The organism is Aromatoleum toluclasticum ATCC 700605, from assembly GCF_000378245.1.
GTDB classification, from domain to species: domain Bacteria; phylum Pseudomonadota; class Gammaproteobacteria; order Burkholderiales; family Rhodocyclaceae; genus Aromatoleum; species Aromatoleum toluclasticum.
Genome location: NZ_KB899491.1, coordinates 1 through 16,710 on the forward strand (window position 1 = coordinate 1; position 16,710 = coordinate 16,710).

Annotated in this window: 17 protein-coding genes and 1 riboswitch; all 17 genes read right to left on the reverse strand. The window is 69.8% G+C overall.

Annotation, left to right across the window (positions count from 1 at the left end; genetic code table 11):
- Nucleotides 1–505, reverse strand: a 505-nt coding sequence (locus F464_RS0100005; protein ID WP_018987707.1) for a GntR family transcriptional regulator, incomplete at its 3' end; no start/stop codon positions are given.
- A gap of 342 nt (nucleotides 506–847) precedes the next feature.
- Complete coding sequence (locus tag F464_RS0100015) at nucleotides 848–1,309, reverse strand: MaoC family dehydratase (RefSeq protein ID WP_018987708.1); 462 nt, start codon at nucleotides 1,307–1,309, stop codon at nucleotides 848–850.
- Between the two features lie 263 nt (nucleotides 1,310–1,572).
- Nucleotides 1,573–2,868: an acetyl-CoA hydrolase/transferase family protein gene (locus tag F464_RS0100020; RefSeq protein WP_026295615.1), complete on the reverse strand. Its 1,296-nt coding sequence runs from the start codon at nucleotides 2,866–2,868 to the stop codon at nucleotides 1,573–1,575.
- Between the two features lie 23 nt (nucleotides 2,869–2,891).
- Nucleotides 2,892–4,442 (reverse strand): PepSY domain-containing protein, encoded by a 1,551-nt coding sequence (locus tag F464_RS27640; RefSeq protein WP_018987710.1) that lies wholly within the window; start codon nucleotides 4,440–4,442, stop codon nucleotides 2,892–2,894.
- Nucleotides 4,443–4,450: 8 nt separating this feature from the next.
- The gene (locus F464_RS0100030; RefSeq protein ID WP_018987711.1) at nucleotides 4,451–6,580 is read right to left on the reverse strand and encodes a TonB-dependent receptor; all 2,130 of its coding nucleotides are present in this window, start codon (nucleotides 6,578–6,580) and stop codon (nucleotides 4,451–4,453) included.
- A gap of 182 nt (nucleotides 6,581–6,762) precedes the next feature.
- A riboswitch (cobalamin riboswitch) is annotated at nucleotides 6,763–7,017 on the reverse strand.
- Between the two features lie 8 nt (nucleotides 7,018–7,025).
- Nucleotides 7,026–7,445, reverse strand: a complete 420-nt coding sequence (locus F464_RS27645) for a (2Fe-2S) ferredoxin domain-containing protein (RefSeq protein WP_018987712.1) — start codon at nucleotides 7,443–7,445, stop codon at nucleotides 7,026–7,028.
- A complete protein-coding gene (gene cobJ, locus F464_RS27650) occupies nucleotides 7,442–8,407 on the reverse strand; it encodes a precorrin-3B C(17)-methyltransferase (protein ID WP_018987713.1) in 966 nt (321 codons plus the stop codon). Before cobJ ends, F464_RS27645 begins: the two co-directional genes overlap by 4 nt.
- Before the next feature lie 158 nt (nucleotides 8,408–8,565).
- Nucleotides 8,566–9,360, reverse strand: coding sequence for a CbtA family protein (locus F464_RS0100045; RefSeq protein WP_018987714.1), 795 nt, complete (start codon nucleotides 9,358–9,360; stop codon nucleotides 8,566–8,568).
- A 14-nt stretch (nucleotides 9,361–9,374) separates the two neighbouring features.
- Nucleotides 9,375–9,560 (reverse strand): CbtB domain-containing protein, encoded by a 186-nt coding sequence (locus F464_RS27655; protein ID WP_018987715.1) that lies wholly within the window; start codon nucleotides 9,558–9,560, stop codon nucleotides 9,375–9,377.
- A 40-nt stretch (nucleotides 9,561–9,600) separates the two neighbouring features.
- On the reverse strand, nucleotides 9,601–10,017 hold the full coding sequence (locus F464_RS30725) for a cobalamin biosynthesis protein (protein WP_018987716.1): 417 nt from the start codon (nucleotides 10,015–10,017) through the stop codon (nucleotides 9,601–9,603).
- Nucleotides 10,014–10,787: a cobalamin biosynthesis central domain-containing protein gene (locus F464_RS0100060; RefSeq protein WP_018987717.1), complete on the reverse strand. Its 774-nt coding sequence runs from the start codon at nucleotides 10,785–10,787 to the stop codon at nucleotides 10,014–10,016. Before F464_RS0100060 ends, F464_RS30725 begins: the two co-directional genes overlap by 4 nt.
- Entirely contained in the window at nucleotides 10,784–11,590 is an 807-nt protein-coding gene (cobI, locus tag F464_RS0100065) for a precorrin-2 C(20)-methyltransferase (protein ID WP_018987718.1), read from the reverse strand. Before cobI ends, F464_RS0100060 begins: the two co-directional genes overlap by 4 nt.
- Nucleotides 11,583–12,890 carry a precorrin-6y C5,15-methyltransferase (decarboxylating) subunit CbiE gene (cbiE, locus tag F464_RS0100070; RefSeq protein WP_018987719.1) on the reverse strand — a complete coding sequence of 436 codons (1,308 nt, stop codon included), beginning with the start codon at nucleotides 12,888–12,890 and terminating at the stop codon, nucleotides 11,583–11,585. Before cbiE ends, cobI begins: the two co-directional genes overlap by 8 nt.
- Nucleotides 12,869–14,032, reverse strand: coding sequence for a cobalt-precorrin-5B (C(1))-methyltransferase (locus F464_RS0100075; protein WP_018987720.1), 1,164 nt, complete (start codon nucleotides 14,030–14,032; stop codon nucleotides 12,869–12,871). Before F464_RS0100075 ends, cbiE begins: the two co-directional genes overlap by 22 nt.
- Nucleotides 14,033–14,056: 24 nt before the next feature.
- Nucleotides 14,057–14,743: a precorrin-8X methylmutase gene (locus F464_RS0100080; RefSeq protein WP_018987721.1), complete on the reverse strand. Its 687-nt coding sequence runs from the start codon at nucleotides 14,741–14,743 to the stop codon at nucleotides 14,057–14,059.
- Between the two features lie 4 nt (nucleotides 14,744–14,747).
- A complete protein-coding gene (locus F464_RS0100085) occupies nucleotides 14,748–15,719 on the reverse strand; it encodes a sirohydrochlorin chelatase (protein ID WP_018987722.1) in 972 nt (323 codons plus the stop codon).
- On the reverse strand, nucleotides 15,716–16,525 hold the full coding sequence (gene cobM / locus F464_RS0100090) for a precorrin-4 C(11)-methyltransferase (RefSeq protein WP_018987723.1): 810 nt from the start codon (nucleotides 16,523–16,525) through the stop codon (nucleotides 15,716–15,718). Before cobM ends, F464_RS0100085 begins: the two co-directional genes overlap by 4 nt.
- Nucleotides 16,526–16,710 lie beyond the last annotated feature (185 nt).

The window sequence follows — 16,710 nt, forward strand, 5'->3', positions numbered from 1 at the left end:
TGTGCTGGAAGTGGCGGATCCAGCGCGACGGGCAGGCGGCGATCAGCGCCTCGTGGAAGGCGCGGTTGCGCTTCTCCCAGTCCTCGGTGGCGCCGGGATCGTGCTCGGCGAGCTTCTGTTCGGCGCGCGACAGGCGATGGAAGGCGCCGACCAGGCCGGCTTCCCATTCCTCGTTGCCGCGCGCGATCGCCTGCCGCAACGCCTCGGTTTCGAGCAGCACGCGGGTGCGCGTGATGTCCTCGAAGTCGGCCAGCGAGATCGGCGCGACGCGGAAGCCGCGCTGCCCCTGGCCGACCACCAGCGCGTCGGTGACGAGCAGCAGCAGCGCCTCGCGCAGCGTGCCGGCGCCGACGTCGTACTGCTCCTTCAGGTGCTCGACGCGCAGCTTCTCGCCCGGCGGGTGCATGCCTTCGATGATGTCGCGCCGCAGCCGCTTGTAGGCGGCCTCGACGAGGGTCTTGGGTTCGTCGGCCTCGCGGGTGTCGGGAACAGTAACATCGATCATGGCGACCGGAAGTTCAAGGAGGGGTCAGGAAATTCTAGCCGACGCGCTTCATCCGCGCAGCTGAAAAAAATCGAGATTATATGTTGAGGGCGAAATTGCGCGGAATTACCTTGAGCCCGATGTCGCATATCGCTTCCGGGAGAGTCGTCGACGAAAGTCGCAGTCCTGCCACTGTGTCCTGGCAAGCCGCCCATGCGGCCGTTGCGGCTGTGGTGCGCCATACCGAATCGCTCGGTGTGCGCGTGGACGTCGGCGTGGCCGGGGAACTGATTGGCGGCATCGGCAAACCGGGTGCCTCGGAAGAACAGGAGGTGCAAGGGCGGCGCGGCGTTCGCCGCCAGTTCACTCTGCGAGTTGGGGGGCGCGCTTGAGCAGGTGGTTGCCGATGTAGGACGCGACGGTGTCGCCGTGCTGGTTGATGGTCTTGTACAGCATGCGGACGATGCCGCGGTCGGGCTTGGAGCGCGAGGGGCGCACTTCGAGCACTTCGAGTTCGGCGTGCAGGGTGTCGCCGGGGCGCACGGGGGCGAGCCAGCGCAGTTCGTCGATGCCGGGCGAACCGATGCTGGAGTCGGCGATGATGCCGGTCTGGATGAAGAGGCGGAAGGTCAGGGCGACGGTCTGGAAGCCGCTGGCGATGAGGCCGCCGTAAGGGGACTGCGCCGCGGCGTTGGTGTCGAGGTGGAAGGGCTGGGGGTCATACACCATCGCGAAGTCGATGATCTGGCCTTCGGTGAGCGTGATGCCGGCGGTGTTGAAGCGTTCGCCGGGGGTGAAGTCGTCGAGGTAGCGGTGGGCGTGCATGGGGTTTCCGTCTTGTCGGTCTCGAGGCGGCGGTCGCTCGGCGCCGGTCGAAGGGCCGCGGTTTGATGAGCGCGGTTCGAACGGCATTTTGCTGCCGGGTAACAGGGAGATATTTTGCGGCATTCGCGGCCGACATGGTTGGCGTGCCGCCGAACCGCAGGGCGGAAGGAGCCGAAGGCGTATCCCGCCGTGCGGCCGTGGGGAAGGTCCGGACCGGCGGAGTGGCGGGACGCGCTACGCTCCTCCCGCCCAGCATCCGCCGATTACATAAGGTTCATCCGCTTCGCCTGCTCGCGCAGTTCGCCGCGGAAGTCCGGATGCGCGATGCCGATCAGGGCCTCGCAGCGCTGCTTGGCGGTCTTGCCGCGCAGCTGGGCGACGCCGAATTCGGTGACGACGTAGTTGATGTCGTTCTTGCTCGTCGTCACATGCGTCCCCGGCGTGAGCGTCGGGACGATGCGCGAGATGGTGTCGTCCTTGGCCGTCGAGGGAAGCACGATGAAGGCCTTGCCGCCCTTCGAGCGGTTCGCGGCGCGTACGAAGTCGACCTGGCCGCCGGTGCCGGAGTAGGGCGAGGGGCCGAGGCTTTCCGAGCCGCACTGGCCGAGGAAGTCGACCTGCATGGTCGCGTTGATGGCGACGAGGTTGTCGTTCTGCGCGGCGTAATACGGATCGTTGGTGACGTCGACCGGATGCATCTCGAGCGTCGGGTTGCGGTGCATGTGCTGGTAGAGCTTGTTCGAGCCTAGCGCGAAGGTCGCGAGCATCTTGCCGGGCTTGAGCGTCTTGCGGCGGTTGGTCACTGCGCCCGATTCGATCAGCGACAGGATGCCGTCGCCGATCATCTCGGTGTGGATGCCGAGGTCGTGCTTGTGCTTGAGCTGCATCACCACGGCGTCGGGGATGCCGCCGTAGCCGATCTGTAGCGTCGCGCCGTCGTCGATGAGGTCGGCGACGTATTTGCCGATCGCTTCCTGCACCGGGCCGATCTTGGGCAGGCCGACTTCGAACAGCGGTGCGTCGCTCTCGACCAGCGCGGCGACCTGTGAGACGTGCACGTGGCAGTCGCCGTACGCGAAGGGGACGTTCGGATTCACTTCGAGGACCACCGCGCGCGCCTTCTTCACGGCGGCCATCGTGTAGTCCGGGCCGAGCGAGAGCGCGAAGAAGCCGTGCTCGTCCATCGGCGAGGCCATCGAGAAAACGACGTCGGCGGGCGTCAGGCCGCGGTCGATGAGCTGCGGGATCTCGGAGAAGTAGTTGGGCATGAAGTCCACCCAGCCGGCCTGTCCGCCCGGGCGCGAGGCGCCGCCGAAGAAGTAGGCGCTGTGGCGCACGTTCGCGACCGTCTCGGGGTCGAAGTAGCCGTACTTGCGCAGCGGCAGGATCTGGCTGACGACGACGCCCTCCAGGCTGTGGCGCCGTGCGGACAGTGCTTCGAGCAGCGCGGGCGGCTCGCCTACGCCGGTCGGTACGACGACGGTGTCGCCGGATTGCACGAGCCCCGCGGCGTTCGCGGCGCTCATCCTCTTTTGCTGGTATTGGGTCTGTACGCTCATGTCCTTCCTCTCCCTGGCTTCGACTATCTATGTATCGATTCGGGCGCGATTATACGCGTATCCATACGCATGCGTATGGATGGCTCATGGTTGGCGCATTCGCGCGTATTGCGAGTGCCGCCTGCGCTTCCACGGTGGCGCCGCACTCGGCGCCACGACAGCACGCAACCGCTGGCGCCGAGTGCGGCGCCGAGCGCGGACAGGGCGATGACAAGAGCGTAGCGCAAGGCGCGGGACGCGTCGAGCGGGGGAAAGTCGAGGCGATGGAGGGCGTTGAAGAGCCAGCGGCGACGCCGGCCGTCGTCGTCGAGGCGCGCGGCGATGCGCCCTGTGGCGAGGTCGAGGTAGAAGACGTTGCTCGTCGCGTCGTCGAAGCGTACGCGCAGCACCGGAAAGGGCAGATTGCGATGCTGCCCGTAGTAGTAGCGGTCGCCCTCGTCGAGGCGCTCGGCGTCGTGGATGCGGTCGTCGCGGCGCAGGCGCCGGGCGGCGGCGAGCATCGTCGCGACGGGAATCGGGCCGGTTTCGGCCGCGCCGCCGTCGAGCGGCTGCCGCAGGAGATGGTCCGGCCGGTGCAGCAGAAGCAGCGCGCGGCCGTCGAAGCGCTGCCACAGCGCTTCGCGCACGTCCGCGTGCCGCGCGATCAGCGGGCCCGGCAGTGTCGCGAGTTCCTCGCGTTGCAGCGGGCCGTCGGCGAGCGCGAGATGATCCGCGCGGCTGGGTGCGCTACCTTTCGCCCAGCCGAAGGGCGCGAGCGAGAGCCATCCGCTCAGCAGCCAGGTGAGCGTGCACAGTGCGGCCGCGAGTCCGCCGAGGTGGTGCCAGCGCTTCCACCCCAGGTAGGGCGTCGTGCGTCCGCCGGGATAGCGCCGGCGCAGGCGCAGGCGCTGCACGCCGAGCCAGGTGCCGGTGAGCACGAGCAGGCCGGCGGCTGCGGTCAGCCACAGCACCACCTGGCGCCACAGTTCGGCGTGCATGCGGAGGGGGCTGAAATAGATCCAATGCACGATGCTGCCCGGCCAGTTCCAGAATCGCTCGACCGCTGTCGTGTCGCGTACCACTTCGCCGGTGCGGGCCGACACGTAAAGCTCGGTGGCGGCCGCGTCCCCGACCGCTACGCGATAGAGCGGGCGGTAGGGGTCGAGGCTGCGTCCGACGGACCATTGGTCCTGTGTCAGCAGGGTCGCCGCGCCGACCGGCCCCGCGGCGAACGCACGGGCGGCCGCCTCGGCTTCGGTAGCCGACAGCGGCGCGCGCGGCTCGCCGCTGTCGGCCCAGACGCTTTGCCAACGGCCATCGGTGAGGAAATGGTAGGCCGGACGCTGCGGCGCCGCGCTGAGGCGCAGCTCGTCCGGGCTGCCATTCAGGCCGAGCGCCGACCACGCCTGCCACGGCGGCACGCCGACGGAAGCGGCCGGGATCGGGCGCCGGTGTTGCAGCCGCTCGGCCGCGGTGAGCTCGGGAAAGGGCAGGTAGAGCATCACGACGCCGGACACGAACCACAGGAGGATCTGCAGGCCGAGCGCAATGCCCAGCCAGCGGTGCGCGAGGTGGAGCAGGCGGGGCAGGCGCACGGCGGACCTCAGAAGCGCAGGTCGGCGGTCAGCTCCGCGCTGCGCGGCGCGCCGAGCAGCACCTGGGTGCTGCCGTAGGCCGCCGTCGCGTAGAGCTTGTCGGTGAGGTTGCGCAGGTTCAGGCGCAGTGTCGTGCGCGGGTCGAGGCGCCAGCTCAGCGTGGCGTCGAGCAGCGTGTAGGCGTCGAGCCGGAGGGTGTTGGCGTTGTTGCCGTAGCGCCGGCCGACGTAGCGTGCGCCGATGCCGGCCTCCCAGCCCGCGCCGACGTGGCTCACCCACAGGTTCGCGAGGCGTTCGGGGACGTTCGCGGGCGTGTTGCCGGCGCGCGAGGCGCCGCCGGCCTCGACCAGTTCGTCGAAGCGTGCATCGAGGACCGTCGCGTTTGCGTCGATGCGCCACGCGCGCAAGGGCTCGATGCTCGCGGCGATTTCGATGCCGCGCGAGGACTGGGTGCCGCCCTGGACGCTGATGCCCGGGTTCGACGGATCGCGCGTCACGATGTCGTCCTTGCGGATGTGGAAGGCCGCTGCCGTCCATTCGCCGTGCAGCGCGTCGAGCGATTGCTTCACGCCGACTTCCGTCTGGCGCGCGCGGGTCAGGTCGAAGTTGCGGTTGGCGAGGTTCAGCGACACGACGCTGGTGACGGGATCCGAGCCAGTACTCGCCTGCGCGTACACGCTCGTTGCCGGCGTTAGCGCATGGACCGCGCCGAGGCGCACGGCGTTGGCATTGAAGCGCTTGTCGAAATCCTGGCCGGACACGAGTTCGTCGCGCGCGACGGCGATGCGGTCGTGGCGCAGGCCTGCCACCAGGGTCAGCGTCTCGCCGACGCGCAGCGCATCCTCGACGAACACGGCCTGCTGCCGCGTCTCGGTGTCGAACTTCGGACGGGTCGGATCGGGGCTGTCGAAGCGGCCCGGTTCGAAGTCCTTCGCCGGCACGACGGACTTCCCGCGGTAGGGCGAGTTGTTGGTGTGGCGGAAGTCGACCTGCATGAATTCCCCGCCGACGTGGAAGCGGTTGCGCATGCCGCCGAGGGTGCCGTCGTGCGCGAGTTCGAGCCGGTTGCCCGCTTGTTCGAGGCGAAGGAGGATTTCGAGATAACCGGTGCGAGTGACCGCGTCGGCGGCGCTGTCGAGCGCGTATTGCTCGACGTTGCGCCAGTGGCGGTCGGCGGCGAAGCGATAGGTCTCGTTGCGCAGCGTCCAGCCGCCGCCCGCCTGCCATTCGACGCGGGCGCGCAGCCGGTCGTCGTCGAGCGCGTAGCGCGGATCGTCGATGTTGTAGTTCTCGCGGCGCCGATTGCGGGCGATGCGCCCGTCGCGCAGCGGGGTGCCGAAGTAGGCCGTCGGGTTCTCGCGCGAGAGGTCGGCGCTGATGTCGATCTGCAGGTCTTCGCGTGGCGCAAGGTGCAGCGTGCTCATCAGCTTGCGGCTGTCGTGATCGCCGCGGTGTATGTAGCCGTCGCCGCCCGCGACGGCTGCGTCGACGCGCAGCGCAGCGGCCTCGCCCAGGGGGGTGCTGCCGCCGATGCCCACGTGGTACTCGCCGCGGCTACCGCCGGTGAGGCTCGTGTCGAGACTGCGTTCGCGCGCCGGCGCCTTGCGGATCAGGTTGATGATGCCGCCGACGGCGCCGTCGCCGAAAAGGACTGAGGCGGGGCCGCGCAGGATTTCGATGCGCTCGTAGCCCCAGGTGTCGGACGGATAGGTCTGGGTGCCGGCGCCGGTCGCGAGGCGGACGCCGTTCTCCGCCTGTGCGACGGAATTGTTGCCGGTGAAGCCGCGGCTCGAATAGGACTGGCCGCTGCCGGGCGTGCCGATGAAGCTCAGGCCGACGGCCCGCGTCGCGGCTTCGGCGACGCTGCGGTCGCCCCGTGTGCGCAGCGTCTCGACGTCGAGCGCGTCGACGCTCGCAGGCGTCTCGCGCAGGCTCAGGCCGAGGCGCGAGCCGGTGGCGCCGGGGCGGTCGAGATCGAGGCCGGCTTCGGGCTCGGTGCGCGCCGACACCTGAACTGCCGTCAACACCTTGTCGTTGGCCTGCACGCCGCCGCCGGACAGGGCCAGCACGAGGCTCGCGGCGAGCGGGCGAAGAGCGAACGGGGAACCGCAAACGAGGGAACTACGGTGCTTCTGCATGCAATGACTCCAGTCGTGATGCGACCGGACGGGCAGGCGAAGCAGGGGCGCGGCGTCCTCGCGGAGCGGGGGCGACAACCTTCCACGGTCAGGCGGTCGGCGGTGGGTCGCGCTGGCCTTGCTCCGTCCGCATCCCCGCGGCCGGTCGCATGGTTGATCCCCGCGCGCGGAATTGCGCGACGGGGGTCGAATACCAGCGGGCCGGTCTCCGGGCTCGCGAGTCTTGACGGATCGCCTTCCCATGCCGTGCGCTAGGCCTCGTGGGCTGCACGCTTTCGACACAGTGGATGGGCCATCGGGGAGATGGCCCGTGATCCGCCCGCACTCGCCTACCGTTGCGGGGGCAGCCAGGGCATGGCCGGCGGGGAATTCTGCCGGCGCACCCTGTTCCCGTTTCACCCGCCGTTCTGGCGGGCACCTGCTGGAAAATGGGGTGAAAAACTCGTCAACCGCCGGTCGGTGCACCCTCCCCGCCGTTCGTGGCCAGGCCCGGGCCGCGGTGGAAGATCAGGTCCTCGACCGGCTCGCCGCCGACGAGGTGCTGATCGACGATGCGCCGCATGTTGTCGGGCGTTGCGTTGTAGTACCACACGCCGTCGGGCTGCACGCACACGACCGGGCCTCCCTTGCACGCGGCGAAGCAGGACACGCGCGTGCGCTTGACGCGCAGCTCGCCCTGGTCGAGGCCGGCAGCCTTGAAGGTGTCGCCGAGGCTGTCGAACAGCGCCTGCGATTCGCCGTTCTGCGTGCAGCGCGGCCCGGTGCACACCAGCAGGTGGCGGCGGTAGCTGCCGAGTTTCGGCTTTGCGGCGTCGCGCGCCGGACTACCCTCGTGTCGCCGTGCGACATCCCCGGGGGGGCTCATGCGAGCGCTTCCCCTTCGTCGGCGGTGTCGTCTTCGACGACCACGTCGGCGAGCGCAGCGGTGATGTAGTCGACCGGCAGACCGTGGTGGCGGGCGAGCTCCTCGGCGCTCTCGCCGCTTTCGCGCAGGCTTTCGAGCCAGCCGTTGAGGCCGGTCGACAGTGAGCGGCCGGCCTTCTCGCCGTCACGGGTGGTGCCCGACTCGACGTCGTACTTGTTCGCGTAGCCGCGTGGCGTGACCATCAGGCCGTCGCGCACGAAAGTGTTGGAGTTGCCGATCAGCACGGTGCTCAACATGCCGATGTCGCACTCGGTCATCCTGTCGAGGGTCGTGAACTCGATGCGCTGCTTGGGCCGGTAGGCGGACTTCACGATCGCGACCGGGGTGTCGGCGCGGCGGTGCGCGAGGAAGAGGCGCTGCGCTTCGACGATCTGGCGCGCGCGGCGGCCGCTTTTCGGGTTGTAGAGCGCGACGACGAAGTCTGCGGCGGCGGCGGCGTTGAGGCGGCGCGCGATGACCGGCCACGGCGTCAGCAGGTCGGACAGCGAGATCGCGCAGAAATCGTGCGTCAGCGGGGCGCCGACCAGGGCCGCGCAGGTGTTCAAGGCGGAGGCGCCGGGGACGATCTCGACTTCGATCTCCGAGTCGGGCGTCCAGCCGGCCTGGAACAGCACTTCGAAGGTCGGACCGGCCATGCCGTAGACGCCGGCGTCGCCCGACGAGATCAGCGCGACTTTCTTGCCCTGCCGGGCGCGGTCAAGCGCTTCGATCGCGCGGTCGAGCTCTTCGGTCATCGACTTCTTGACGACTTCCTTGCCCTCGACGAGGTCGGCGACGAGGCGGATGTAGGTGACGTAGCCGATGATGGTGTCGGCCTCGGCGATGGCGGCGCGCGCCCGCCCGCTCATGTGCTCGACGCTGCCGGGCCCGAGGCCGACCAGCATGATCTTGCCTGTGCTCATGGTGTTCTCTCTTTGTTGAGGGCGTAGGGCGGGATGAAATCCCGCCGTTTTCCGCCGGGTGGCCGACGGTCGCGTGTCAAATGTGGTGCAAGAGCCTTATCCGCCGCATGTGTCGTCGATGACTATCCATGCGGCGGAAGACGCTTCGCTCTTCCGCCCTACGCGCGGGCGGTGGCCGCGGCTCCCAGCGTCGCGAGCGCCGGGCGCACCCAGCGGGCGACCGCCCAGCCGGCGAGGCTGCCAAGGGCAAGCCATTCGATCGCGCTGGAGATTGCGGTGGCGATGGCGAACTGGCCGGTCAGAACTTCCATCCGGCGTGCCACTTCGTCGCTGTAGGCGGCGAAGGCACCGTCGATGTGCGGTGCGCCGAGCGCGTAGGGCAGGGCCAGCAGGGCGATCCCGAGCCAGCGCAGGCGGCCGGGGACGAAGGCGAGGACGCTGAGGCCGGTCGCGGAGCAGAGGACGGCGATGAGCCACCAGGTCTGGCGCGCTTCCAGCGCTGCAGCGGCGGTGCCGGGGATCTCGGGCGGCAGGCCCAGCGAGGGCGCAGCGAAGACGCACAGCCAGGCGGCGGCGCCCCACACGAGGCCGGTGCGTGCCGAGGCGACGCGGCGGCCGCGCAGGTGTTCCCAGGTCGTGATCGCGGCGATCAGCACGAGGCTGAAGCCGATCGCGGTCATCACGTTGGCAATCGCGGTCCAGACATGCCGTTCGGTGCCGTCTGCGGGCTCCCAGGCTGCTTCCTCATGGACGTGGGCGGCGCCATGGGCGTCGTCGTGGTCATGAGCCATCGCGGCAGCGGGTTCGGCGGCTTCAGGAGCTTCGGCCGAGCCTTCGAACACTTCCGCGGCGGCGATGATCGGGATGACCTGCCAGTGCTGAACGGCACTCACGAGCAGGCCGGCGAGCGCCCCGACCAGCAGGGCGCAGAGGACGATACGGCGGAACAGCATGTCCGGCTCCGGGCTCAGTGGCAGGGGAAGACGTTGGAGTGACGCGTGTCGTGCGCGGCGTTGTGGGCCGCGGCGATGTGGCTGAAGCCCACACCGTAGACGATCACGGCGCCGAGCAACACGGCGGTGACGACGGGCATCGCGATTGCCAGCAGGGCGCTCTTCGGGCGGGCGATTTGCAGGGTGGCTTGCTGTTGCATGGTGGTTCTCCTTTTTTGATGGTGTGACAGGGTGTGAAACTCAGTGGGATGCCGGCATGCGGGCGACCGACACCGTTGCGTTGCGGCCGTCCGGGCCGCGCAGCTTGTGTTTTTCGACGACGAGTTGCGTGAGGTCCGTGCCGGCCGCGATCAGGGCTGCGGCTTCCGACACCGACGGCGTGCCGGTGTAGCGGCGCACCGTCTCGGAGGGGTTCGGCACGGGCACGGCCGCGAGCGTCGCCGCGGGGTGGAAGGCGATGGTCCAGCCGCGCTGCGAGGCGACGTCGAGCAATCCGGTTTCATCGGCCTTGAGATCGATGCTCGCGACCGCACACACGTCGGCGAGGCTCGCGCCCGCCTGGGCGAGGGCCTCGTCGATCGCGCGCGCGATCGTCTCCGCGGGCGTGCCGCGATCGCAGCCGAGGCCGAGGGCGACGGGACCGACGGAGGCCGTCACGCGGCCTCCAGCGGCGGGCGGTAGATCACGCGGCGGCCGGCGAGACGTTCGCTCCAGCCGGCGGGCAGATCGCGTTGGCTGATCCACAGCACGGCGCCGAACTGGTCCGGATCGACGTCCTCGAGGCGCTCGAAGCGCTTGAGGTTCGCGGGCAGCGGACCACTGCGTCCGTTCGCGTGACGCGCCCACCAGTCGCCGCTGCCGGCTTCTTGCACGAGCGCGACGGGCTCGTCGTTCACGACCGCGGCGCTCGCGCGCACGATCTCGTCGTGGCTCGCGTCGAAAGTCCAGCCCAGTTCGCGGCCGAGGAGATCGACGGCGAGCGTCTCGCGCGCGTCGGACGCGGTCGTGAGCACCGACTGCGCGCCGAGCGCCGCGGCGAGCACGCCCGCGAGCGCGTTCGCGCCGCCGAGGTGGCCGGACAGCATCGGGATCGCGTAGCGGGCGCCCTCATCGAGCACGACGATGCCGGGGTCCTGCTCCTTGGCCTTCAGGTGCGGCGCGATCAGGCGCACGACGGCGCCGAGCGAGACGATCGCGACGATGCCGTCGAAGCCCGCGAAGAGCGCCGGGATCTGGTCGCCGGTCTTGCCGGTGTAGCAGGCGGCGGCGCCGGGCGCGGCGGCTTCGGCTTCGGCGCGGAATTTCTCCGGCGCGAAGAGGCGGGCACCGGGGACCGCCGCGACGACGCGGCCGGCGAGCGCGATGCCGTGCTTGGTGATCGAGACGACCGCGACGCGTTCGTTCGGGAAGGGGAGTTGCGCGCTCATGCGGTGGCCTCTGTGCTTTCGGTGGCCGCCGCGCGCTTGCGGCAGCCTCGACGCAGCTCGCCGCGCGCGCGCTTGGGGTTCTGCACCAGCAGCAGCGACAGGTAATTGACCTTCTCGCCGCGCAGGCTCGCGACGTCCTTGACGACGCGCTCCTCGGGCGAACCGACCTTCTCGACGAAGCAACTCGTCGCGACGAGGTCGCGCGCTTCGAGGAGATCGAGCACCTCGTCGAGGAGCGGCTTCACCTTCATCAGCACCAGCGTGTCGAACTCGTCGAGGAGGTGGTCGATCACCGACACGCCGTAGGCCGCCGGGATCACCGCGACCGTTTCGTCCTCCTCGGCGAGCGCGATGTCGGCGCAGGCGGCTGCGGCGGCGAAGGAGCTCACGCCGGGGATGGTCTCGACTTCGACTTCGGGCGCGAGCTCGCGCACGGCACGGGCGAGGTGGCGGAAAGTCGAGTAGGTCGACGCGTCGCCCTCGACGAGGAAGGCAATGTCGCGCCCTTCGGCGAGGAGTTCGGCGGTGCGGGCCGCGGCGCGCGCCCAGGCTTTCGCGAGCGCCACGGCGTCGCGCGTCATCGGGAACACCAGTTCGACCGCGTCGGCCGGCACGGCTAGGCCGGCGCGCACGACGATGTCGAGCGCGTAGGAGCGTTCCTCGGCCTTCTTCACCGGATAGGTCCAGCGTGCGTCCGACTGCAGCGCGGTCCAGCCGCGGCGCGTGATCAGGTCGGGATCGCCGGGGCCGAGCGACACGCCGATCAGGCGGCCGTAGCGGGGCGTGGGGAGAGCGTCATTCATTGTTGTTCTCTGCTTGGGGAGTGTTCTTGTGCGCGGTCACGATCCACACCGGGTTCTGCGCCGCGAGGCGGTGCATGTCGAGGATGGGCTGGCTGCGCGCGGCCGACAGCATCGTCACGTCCCATGCGGCACCGGCGGCAGCGAGCGCGGCGGTCGCGGTGGCGAGGTTCTCGATCGTGACGAAGTTCATCACCAGCCGCCCGGCGGGTCTCAGACGCGCGAGAATCAGCTCGATCAGGCCCGCGAGTTCGCCGCCCGAACCGCCGATGAAGACCGCATCCGGATCGGGCCAGGCGTCGAGGCCGTCGGGCGCCTTGCCCTCGACGAGCGTGTAGTTCGTCGCCTGCAGGCGGCGGGCGTTCTCGCGTGCGTTGGCCGCATCGCCGGTGTTCTTCTCGATTGCCCAGACGTGGCCGAGGCGCGCGATGCGCGAGGCCTCCAGCCCGACCGAGCCCGAGCCGGCACCGATGTCCCAGACGAGGCTGTCGGCGCGCAGGCCGAGCTTCGCGAGCGACACGGCGCGCGCTTCGAGCTTGGTGATCAGGCCCTTCTCGGGCTGGCGCTGCACGAAGTCGCCGTCCTCGAAGCCGAACACGGCGCGCTGCGAGGGCGTTGCGACACGGTCGATGACGATGATGTTGGGATCGGGGAAGCGGCGCGCCGCAGCCTCCGCGAGCGTGAGGTCGGCGAAGATCGTCTCGTCGGGCAGGCACAGGCGTGCGGCGACCGAGATGCGCACGTCCTCGCCATAGCCCGCCGCGAGCAAGGCGCGCGCGACGCGGTCGGGGCTGTTTGCGGGGCTGGTGAAGCTGACGACCCGACCGTGCTCGGCGACCGCGCGCACGACGGGGTACAGCCCGTGCTCCGGCGTCGCACCGTCGCACCACTCCCCGGCGTCCGCGCCGTGGCAGGAGCGGATCGCCGCGTCCTGCCAGGTCTTGTTCAGGCGCGCGCACGCGATCGCGATCGTCGACGGCGCGGGAAGCACCTCCACGCTCGCCGCACCGATCCTGTCGATCAGGAAGCGTCCGATGCCGTGGCACAGCGGGTCGCCGGTCGCGAGCACGGTCACCGGCAGGTGATCGGCGAGCGCTGCGCGCACCCATTCGGGCGTCCTGCCGAGCGCGCCATCCATGTCGCGCAACTCGACGTCGCTGCCCAGATGCGGTGCGACGAGATCCAGCGTGCGGCGCGCGCCGATCACGACGCGGCTCGCGGCGAGGCGCGCGCGGCCGGTGGCGGAAAGCCCCTCCCAGCCGTCGTCGAGGATGCCCAGGATCAGGCAGCGATGGTCTGGCATTCGGATTCCTCCACGGTAACGATGGGCGCGCCTTCGAAGTTGAATGCGAGCACGGTCAGGCGGTGCGGGCCGGGATAGCGTTCGCGCAGGGTACGGATCGCGCGCAGTGCGAGCGCGCGGTGGAAGGGCACGGTGAGCCCCAGTTCGGCGAGGCTTTCGGCGGCGAAGCGCGCGGTCTCGGCGGCGCGGATCTGCTCCACGATCTCCTCCGGCGCGCCCGCTTCGATGGCGGCGTCGGCGATCAACGTGCGGTCGATCTCCGCGCGCCACGCGTGCGTCACCGACAGGCCCTGCGCGATCTTGGTCAGCTTGCCGACCATCGCACCGAGCACGATGTGGCGCATGCCCAGCTTTACCGCGGTGGTGAAGGCGGCCTTGACGAAGTCGCCGAACTCGACGAAACAGGCTTCGTCGAGTTCGGGGAACACGCGCATCGCGCCTTTCTCGGTACGCCCGCCGGTGGTCAGCACCACGGTTGTCTGGCCCTGGGCTGCGGCGACTTCGATCGCCTGCACCACGCTCGCCCGCCAGGCAGCGGTGGAGAACGGGCGCACGATGCCGGTCGTGCCGAGGATGCTGATCCCGCCGAGGATGCCGAGGCGCGCATTGAGCGTCTTCTTCGCCATCTCCTCGCCGCCGGGCACCGAGATCGTCACCTCCAGGCTGTCGCCCGCGGCCAGTATTTCGGCACCGGCGCGCGCGACGTTCTCGCAGATGTTCTTGCGCGGCACCGGGTTGATCGCGGGGCCGCCGACGTCGAGCCCGAGGCCCGGTTTCGTGACCACGCCCACCCCCGGCCCGCCCTTCAGGATCACCTCACCGACGCCGTCTCGGATGCGGCGCACGTCGACGGTCAGATGCGCCTTGTCGGTCGCGTCCGGGTCGTCGCCCGCGTCCTTGATGCTCACCGCGTGCGCGCAGTCGCCGTCGACGCGCCCGTCGGTGATGCGGAAAGTCACGTGCGTCGTATTCGGCAGCACGCATTCGATCTCGGCCGGCACTTCGCCGTGCACGAGGCCGAGTGTCGCCGCAGTCGCCGCGGCGGCCGAGTTCGCACCGGTCGTGAAACCCGAGCGATTGCCGCGCTCGCGCTTCGCGTCGCCCTTGCGCACTTTCTCCGGCACGGCGTGGCCCGCTGCCATCATTCGACTCCGTTGGTTGCTGGTTCAGGCTGCCGACGCCTGCTGTTCGCGCTGGCGCGCTTCGGCCAGACCCAGCAGCGCGTGGATCGCCGCGACGACCAGCGTCGAGCCGCCCTTGCGGCCGCGGATCACGATCCACGGCACGTCCGCGACTTCTGCCATCAGATCCTTCGACTCGGCCGCCGACACGAAGCCGACCGGCATGCCGATCACCAGCGCCGGGCGCGCGCCTTCCTCGCGGATCAGGCGCACGACCTCGATCAACGCCGTCGGCGCGTTGCCGATGCCGACGATCGCGCCGTCGAGCAGCCCCTGCCGGTGAGCCTTGCGCATCGCCTGCACGGCGCGCGTGGTCTCCTCGGCCTTCGCCTGCTCGATCACGTCGGCGTCCGAGATGAACTGGTGGGTCGTGATGCCGAAGTGCGCGAGGCGCGACGCCGACAGGCCGACGCAGATCATCTCGACGTCGGCGACGACACGCGTGCCGCCGGCGAGGATCGCTTCCAGCCCCGCCGCGACCGCATCAGCGTGGAAGTCGGTGAGGCCGTTGAATTCGAAGTCCGCGTTCGCGTGGATCATGCGACGCACGATCGGCCACTGCTCCGGCCGGTAGTCGTGACGGCCGACCTCGGCGTCGATGATCGCGAAGGAATCGTGCTCGATCGCGCGTCCGGCGGCGGTGAGCTGTTCGGTGACGACGTTGCTGTTCATGGTTTCAGGCGTGGGCGTGGTGGGCGCAGCCGGCGTGCGGCCGATTGTTGGTAGATGGGTTGTGGGCGCAGCCGTGGCCATGATCGTGGTCGTGGTGCTCATGGCTGTGGCCGTGGTGAGGATCGTGGTCGTGGTGGCCTGCGGTATGGCTATGGTCGTGCAGGTGCTCGGCTTCGGCAGCGAGGCGGTACTTGCAGCCGTCGCATTCGAGGAGCGCCTCTTCATCGCTGTGCGCGTCGGCGGCGCGCGCTTCGACCAGCTCGAAGATCCCCTTGTCGAAGCCGAAATGCGTGCCGAGCGCGAACGCGATCTGCGGATACTGCGCACGCAGGCGCGCGAGCTGCGCGTCGATGCGCTCGATCAGCACGCCGGTGAAGAGATACACCGGCACCACCGCGATCTGTGTCATGCCGAGGCGCACCTGGCGCTGCACGGCCGTCTCGAGCCGCGGCCAGGTCACGCCGGTGAAGGCGAGATCGACCAGCTCGTGGTCGGTGGCTTCAAACATCCAGCGCGCCATCTTCGCGAGCTCGCCGTTCGCACCCGCGTCCGACGAGCCGCGCCCGAGCAGGATCACGCTGGTGGTGCAGGGATCGGGCATGTTCAGCGCGTGCATCAGGCGGTCGAGCTGCCCCATCAGCACGTCGAAGATCTCCCGCCCCATGCCGAGATGGCGGGTGCAGTCGAAGGCCACTTCCGGGTAGCGTTCGCGCGCGGCCTCGATCGCGGCCGGGATTTCCATCTTCACGTGGCCCGCGGCGTTGAGGATGAAGGGGATCACGACCACGCGCCTGGCGCCTTGCGCGGCGCGGTCGAGCCCGGCGTCGAGCAGCACGTCGGCGTACTCGATGAAGCAGGCCTCGATGCGCCACTCGGGTCGGCGCGCGCGCCACTCGGCGGCGAAGCGTTCGATCTCGTCGTTGCCCGCGCGGTTGCGCGAGCCGTGGCCGACCAGCAGGATCGTCGTGTCTTTCATGATGCGTCTTCCGTGACGGTGGCCCGGCGGAAGCGGTGGCTGAAAGCCGGGTCGTAGAGTTTTGAACGGGCGATCTCGGGCCAGTCGCGCGCGCCCAGCGCGGGGCTCGCGATGATCATCGCCTGCGAGGCGATCTTCTCGGCCTGGCACTTCTTCTTGATGTCGGCGAGCGTGCCGCGCACGATCTTCTCCTCGCCCGGCCAGCTCGCCTTCTGCACGACGAGGATGGGCGCGTCCTCCGGCCAGCCGGCGCGGCGCAACGCGTCCTGCACCTCGTGCAGCAGCGTGATCGACAGGAAGATGCACAGCGTCGTGCGGTGCGCGGCGAGCGCGTCGAGCTCCTCGCCCGGCGGCATCGGCGTGCGGCCCGCGACGCGCGTGAGGATCACCGTCTGCGTGACTTCCGGCAGCGTCAGCGTCTCGCCCGCCGCGGCGGCCGAGGCCATCGCCGAGGACACGCCCGGCACCACCTTCCACGGCACGCCCGCGGCGTCGAGCAGCCGCGTCATCTCGACCAGCGCTCCGTACAGGCCCGGATCGCCGGTCTGCAGCCGCACGACCGTCTCATGTCGCGATGCCGCGTCGATCAGCCAGGCGCCCATCTCCTCGAGCGTCATGTCTTTCGAGTCGCGAATGGTGCAGCCGTCGGGCGCGTAAAGCGTCGCCGCCTGGTCGACGAGCGAGCCGGCGAACAGGATGCCGCCCGCCTGCTCCAGCAGGCGGCGGCCCTTGACGGTGATCAGGTCCGGATCGCCCGGACCGGCGCCGACGAACCACACGGTTCCCGGCGCGGAATTGGAATGCATGACGCTTCCCCGCGAGTGCATTGAACACGCACCGGGGGATGGCAGCAGTCGACAACGCCGGCGAACAGGCGCGATCGAGTGCAACTTGTGGCTGGGTCGATGAGGCGAGGCGGACGGGCGAGAGCCCGCGGCGGACGCGATCGGATACCAGTCGGCAAGCCCACACCCCGGGGCACAAACCTACT

Bases quoted from the DNA above. Each gene is read 5' to 3' on its own strand.
- F464_RS0100015 (WP_018987708.1), bottom strand. From the start codon at position 1,309: ATGCACGCCCACCGCTACCTCGACGACTTCACCCCCGGCGAACGCTTC.
- F464_RS0100020 (WP_026295615.1), bottom strand. From the start codon at position 2,868: ATGAGCGTACAGACCCAATACCAGCAAAAGAGGATGAGCGCCGCGAAC.
- F464_RS0100030 (WP_018987711.1), bottom strand. From the start codon at position 6,580: ATGCAGAAGCACCGTAGTTCCCTCGTTTGCGGTTCCCCGTTCGCTCTT.
- F464_RS27645 (WP_018987712.1), bottom strand. From the start codon at position 7,445: ATGAGCCCCCCCGGGGATGTCGCACGGCGACACGAGGGTAGTCCGGCG.
- cobJ (WP_018987713.1), bottom strand. From the start codon at position 8,407: ATGAGCACAGGCAAGATCATGCTGGTCGGCCTCGGGCCCGGCAGCGTC.
- F464_RS0100045 (WP_018987714.1), bottom strand. From the start codon at position 9,360: ATGCTGTTCCGCCGTATCGTCCTCTGCGCCCTGCTGGTCGGGGCGCTC.
- F464_RS27655 (WP_018987715.1), bottom strand. From the start codon at position 9,560: ATGCAACAGCAAGCCACCCTGCAAATCGCCCGCCCGAAGAGCGCCCTG.
- F464_RS0100060 (WP_018987717.1), bottom strand. From the start codon at position 10,787: ATGAGCGCGCAACTCCCCTTCCCGAACGAACGCGTCGCGGTCGTCTCG.
- cobI (WP_018987718.1), bottom strand. From the start codon at position 11,590: ATGAATGACGCTCTCCCCACGCCCCGCTACGGCCGCCTGATCGGCGTG.
- cbiE (WP_018987719.1), bottom strand. From the start codon at position 12,890: ATGCCAGACCATCGCTGCCTGATCCTGGGCATCCTCGACGACGGCTGG.
- F464_RS0100075 (WP_018987720.1), bottom strand. From the start codon at position 14,032: ATGGCAGCGGGCCACGCCGTGCCGGAGAAAGTGCGCAAGGGCGACGCG.
- F464_RS0100080 (WP_018987721.1), bottom strand. From the start codon at position 14,743: ATGAACAGCAACGTCGTCACCGAACAGCTCACCGCCGCCGGACGCGCG.
- F464_RS0100085 (WP_018987722.1), bottom strand. From the start codon at position 15,719: ATGAAAGACACGACGATCCTGCTGGTCGGCCACGGCTCGCGCAACCGC.
- cobM (WP_018987723.1), bottom strand. From the start codon at position 16,525: ATGCATTCCAATTCCGCGCCGGGAACCGTGTGGTTCGTCGGCGCCGGT.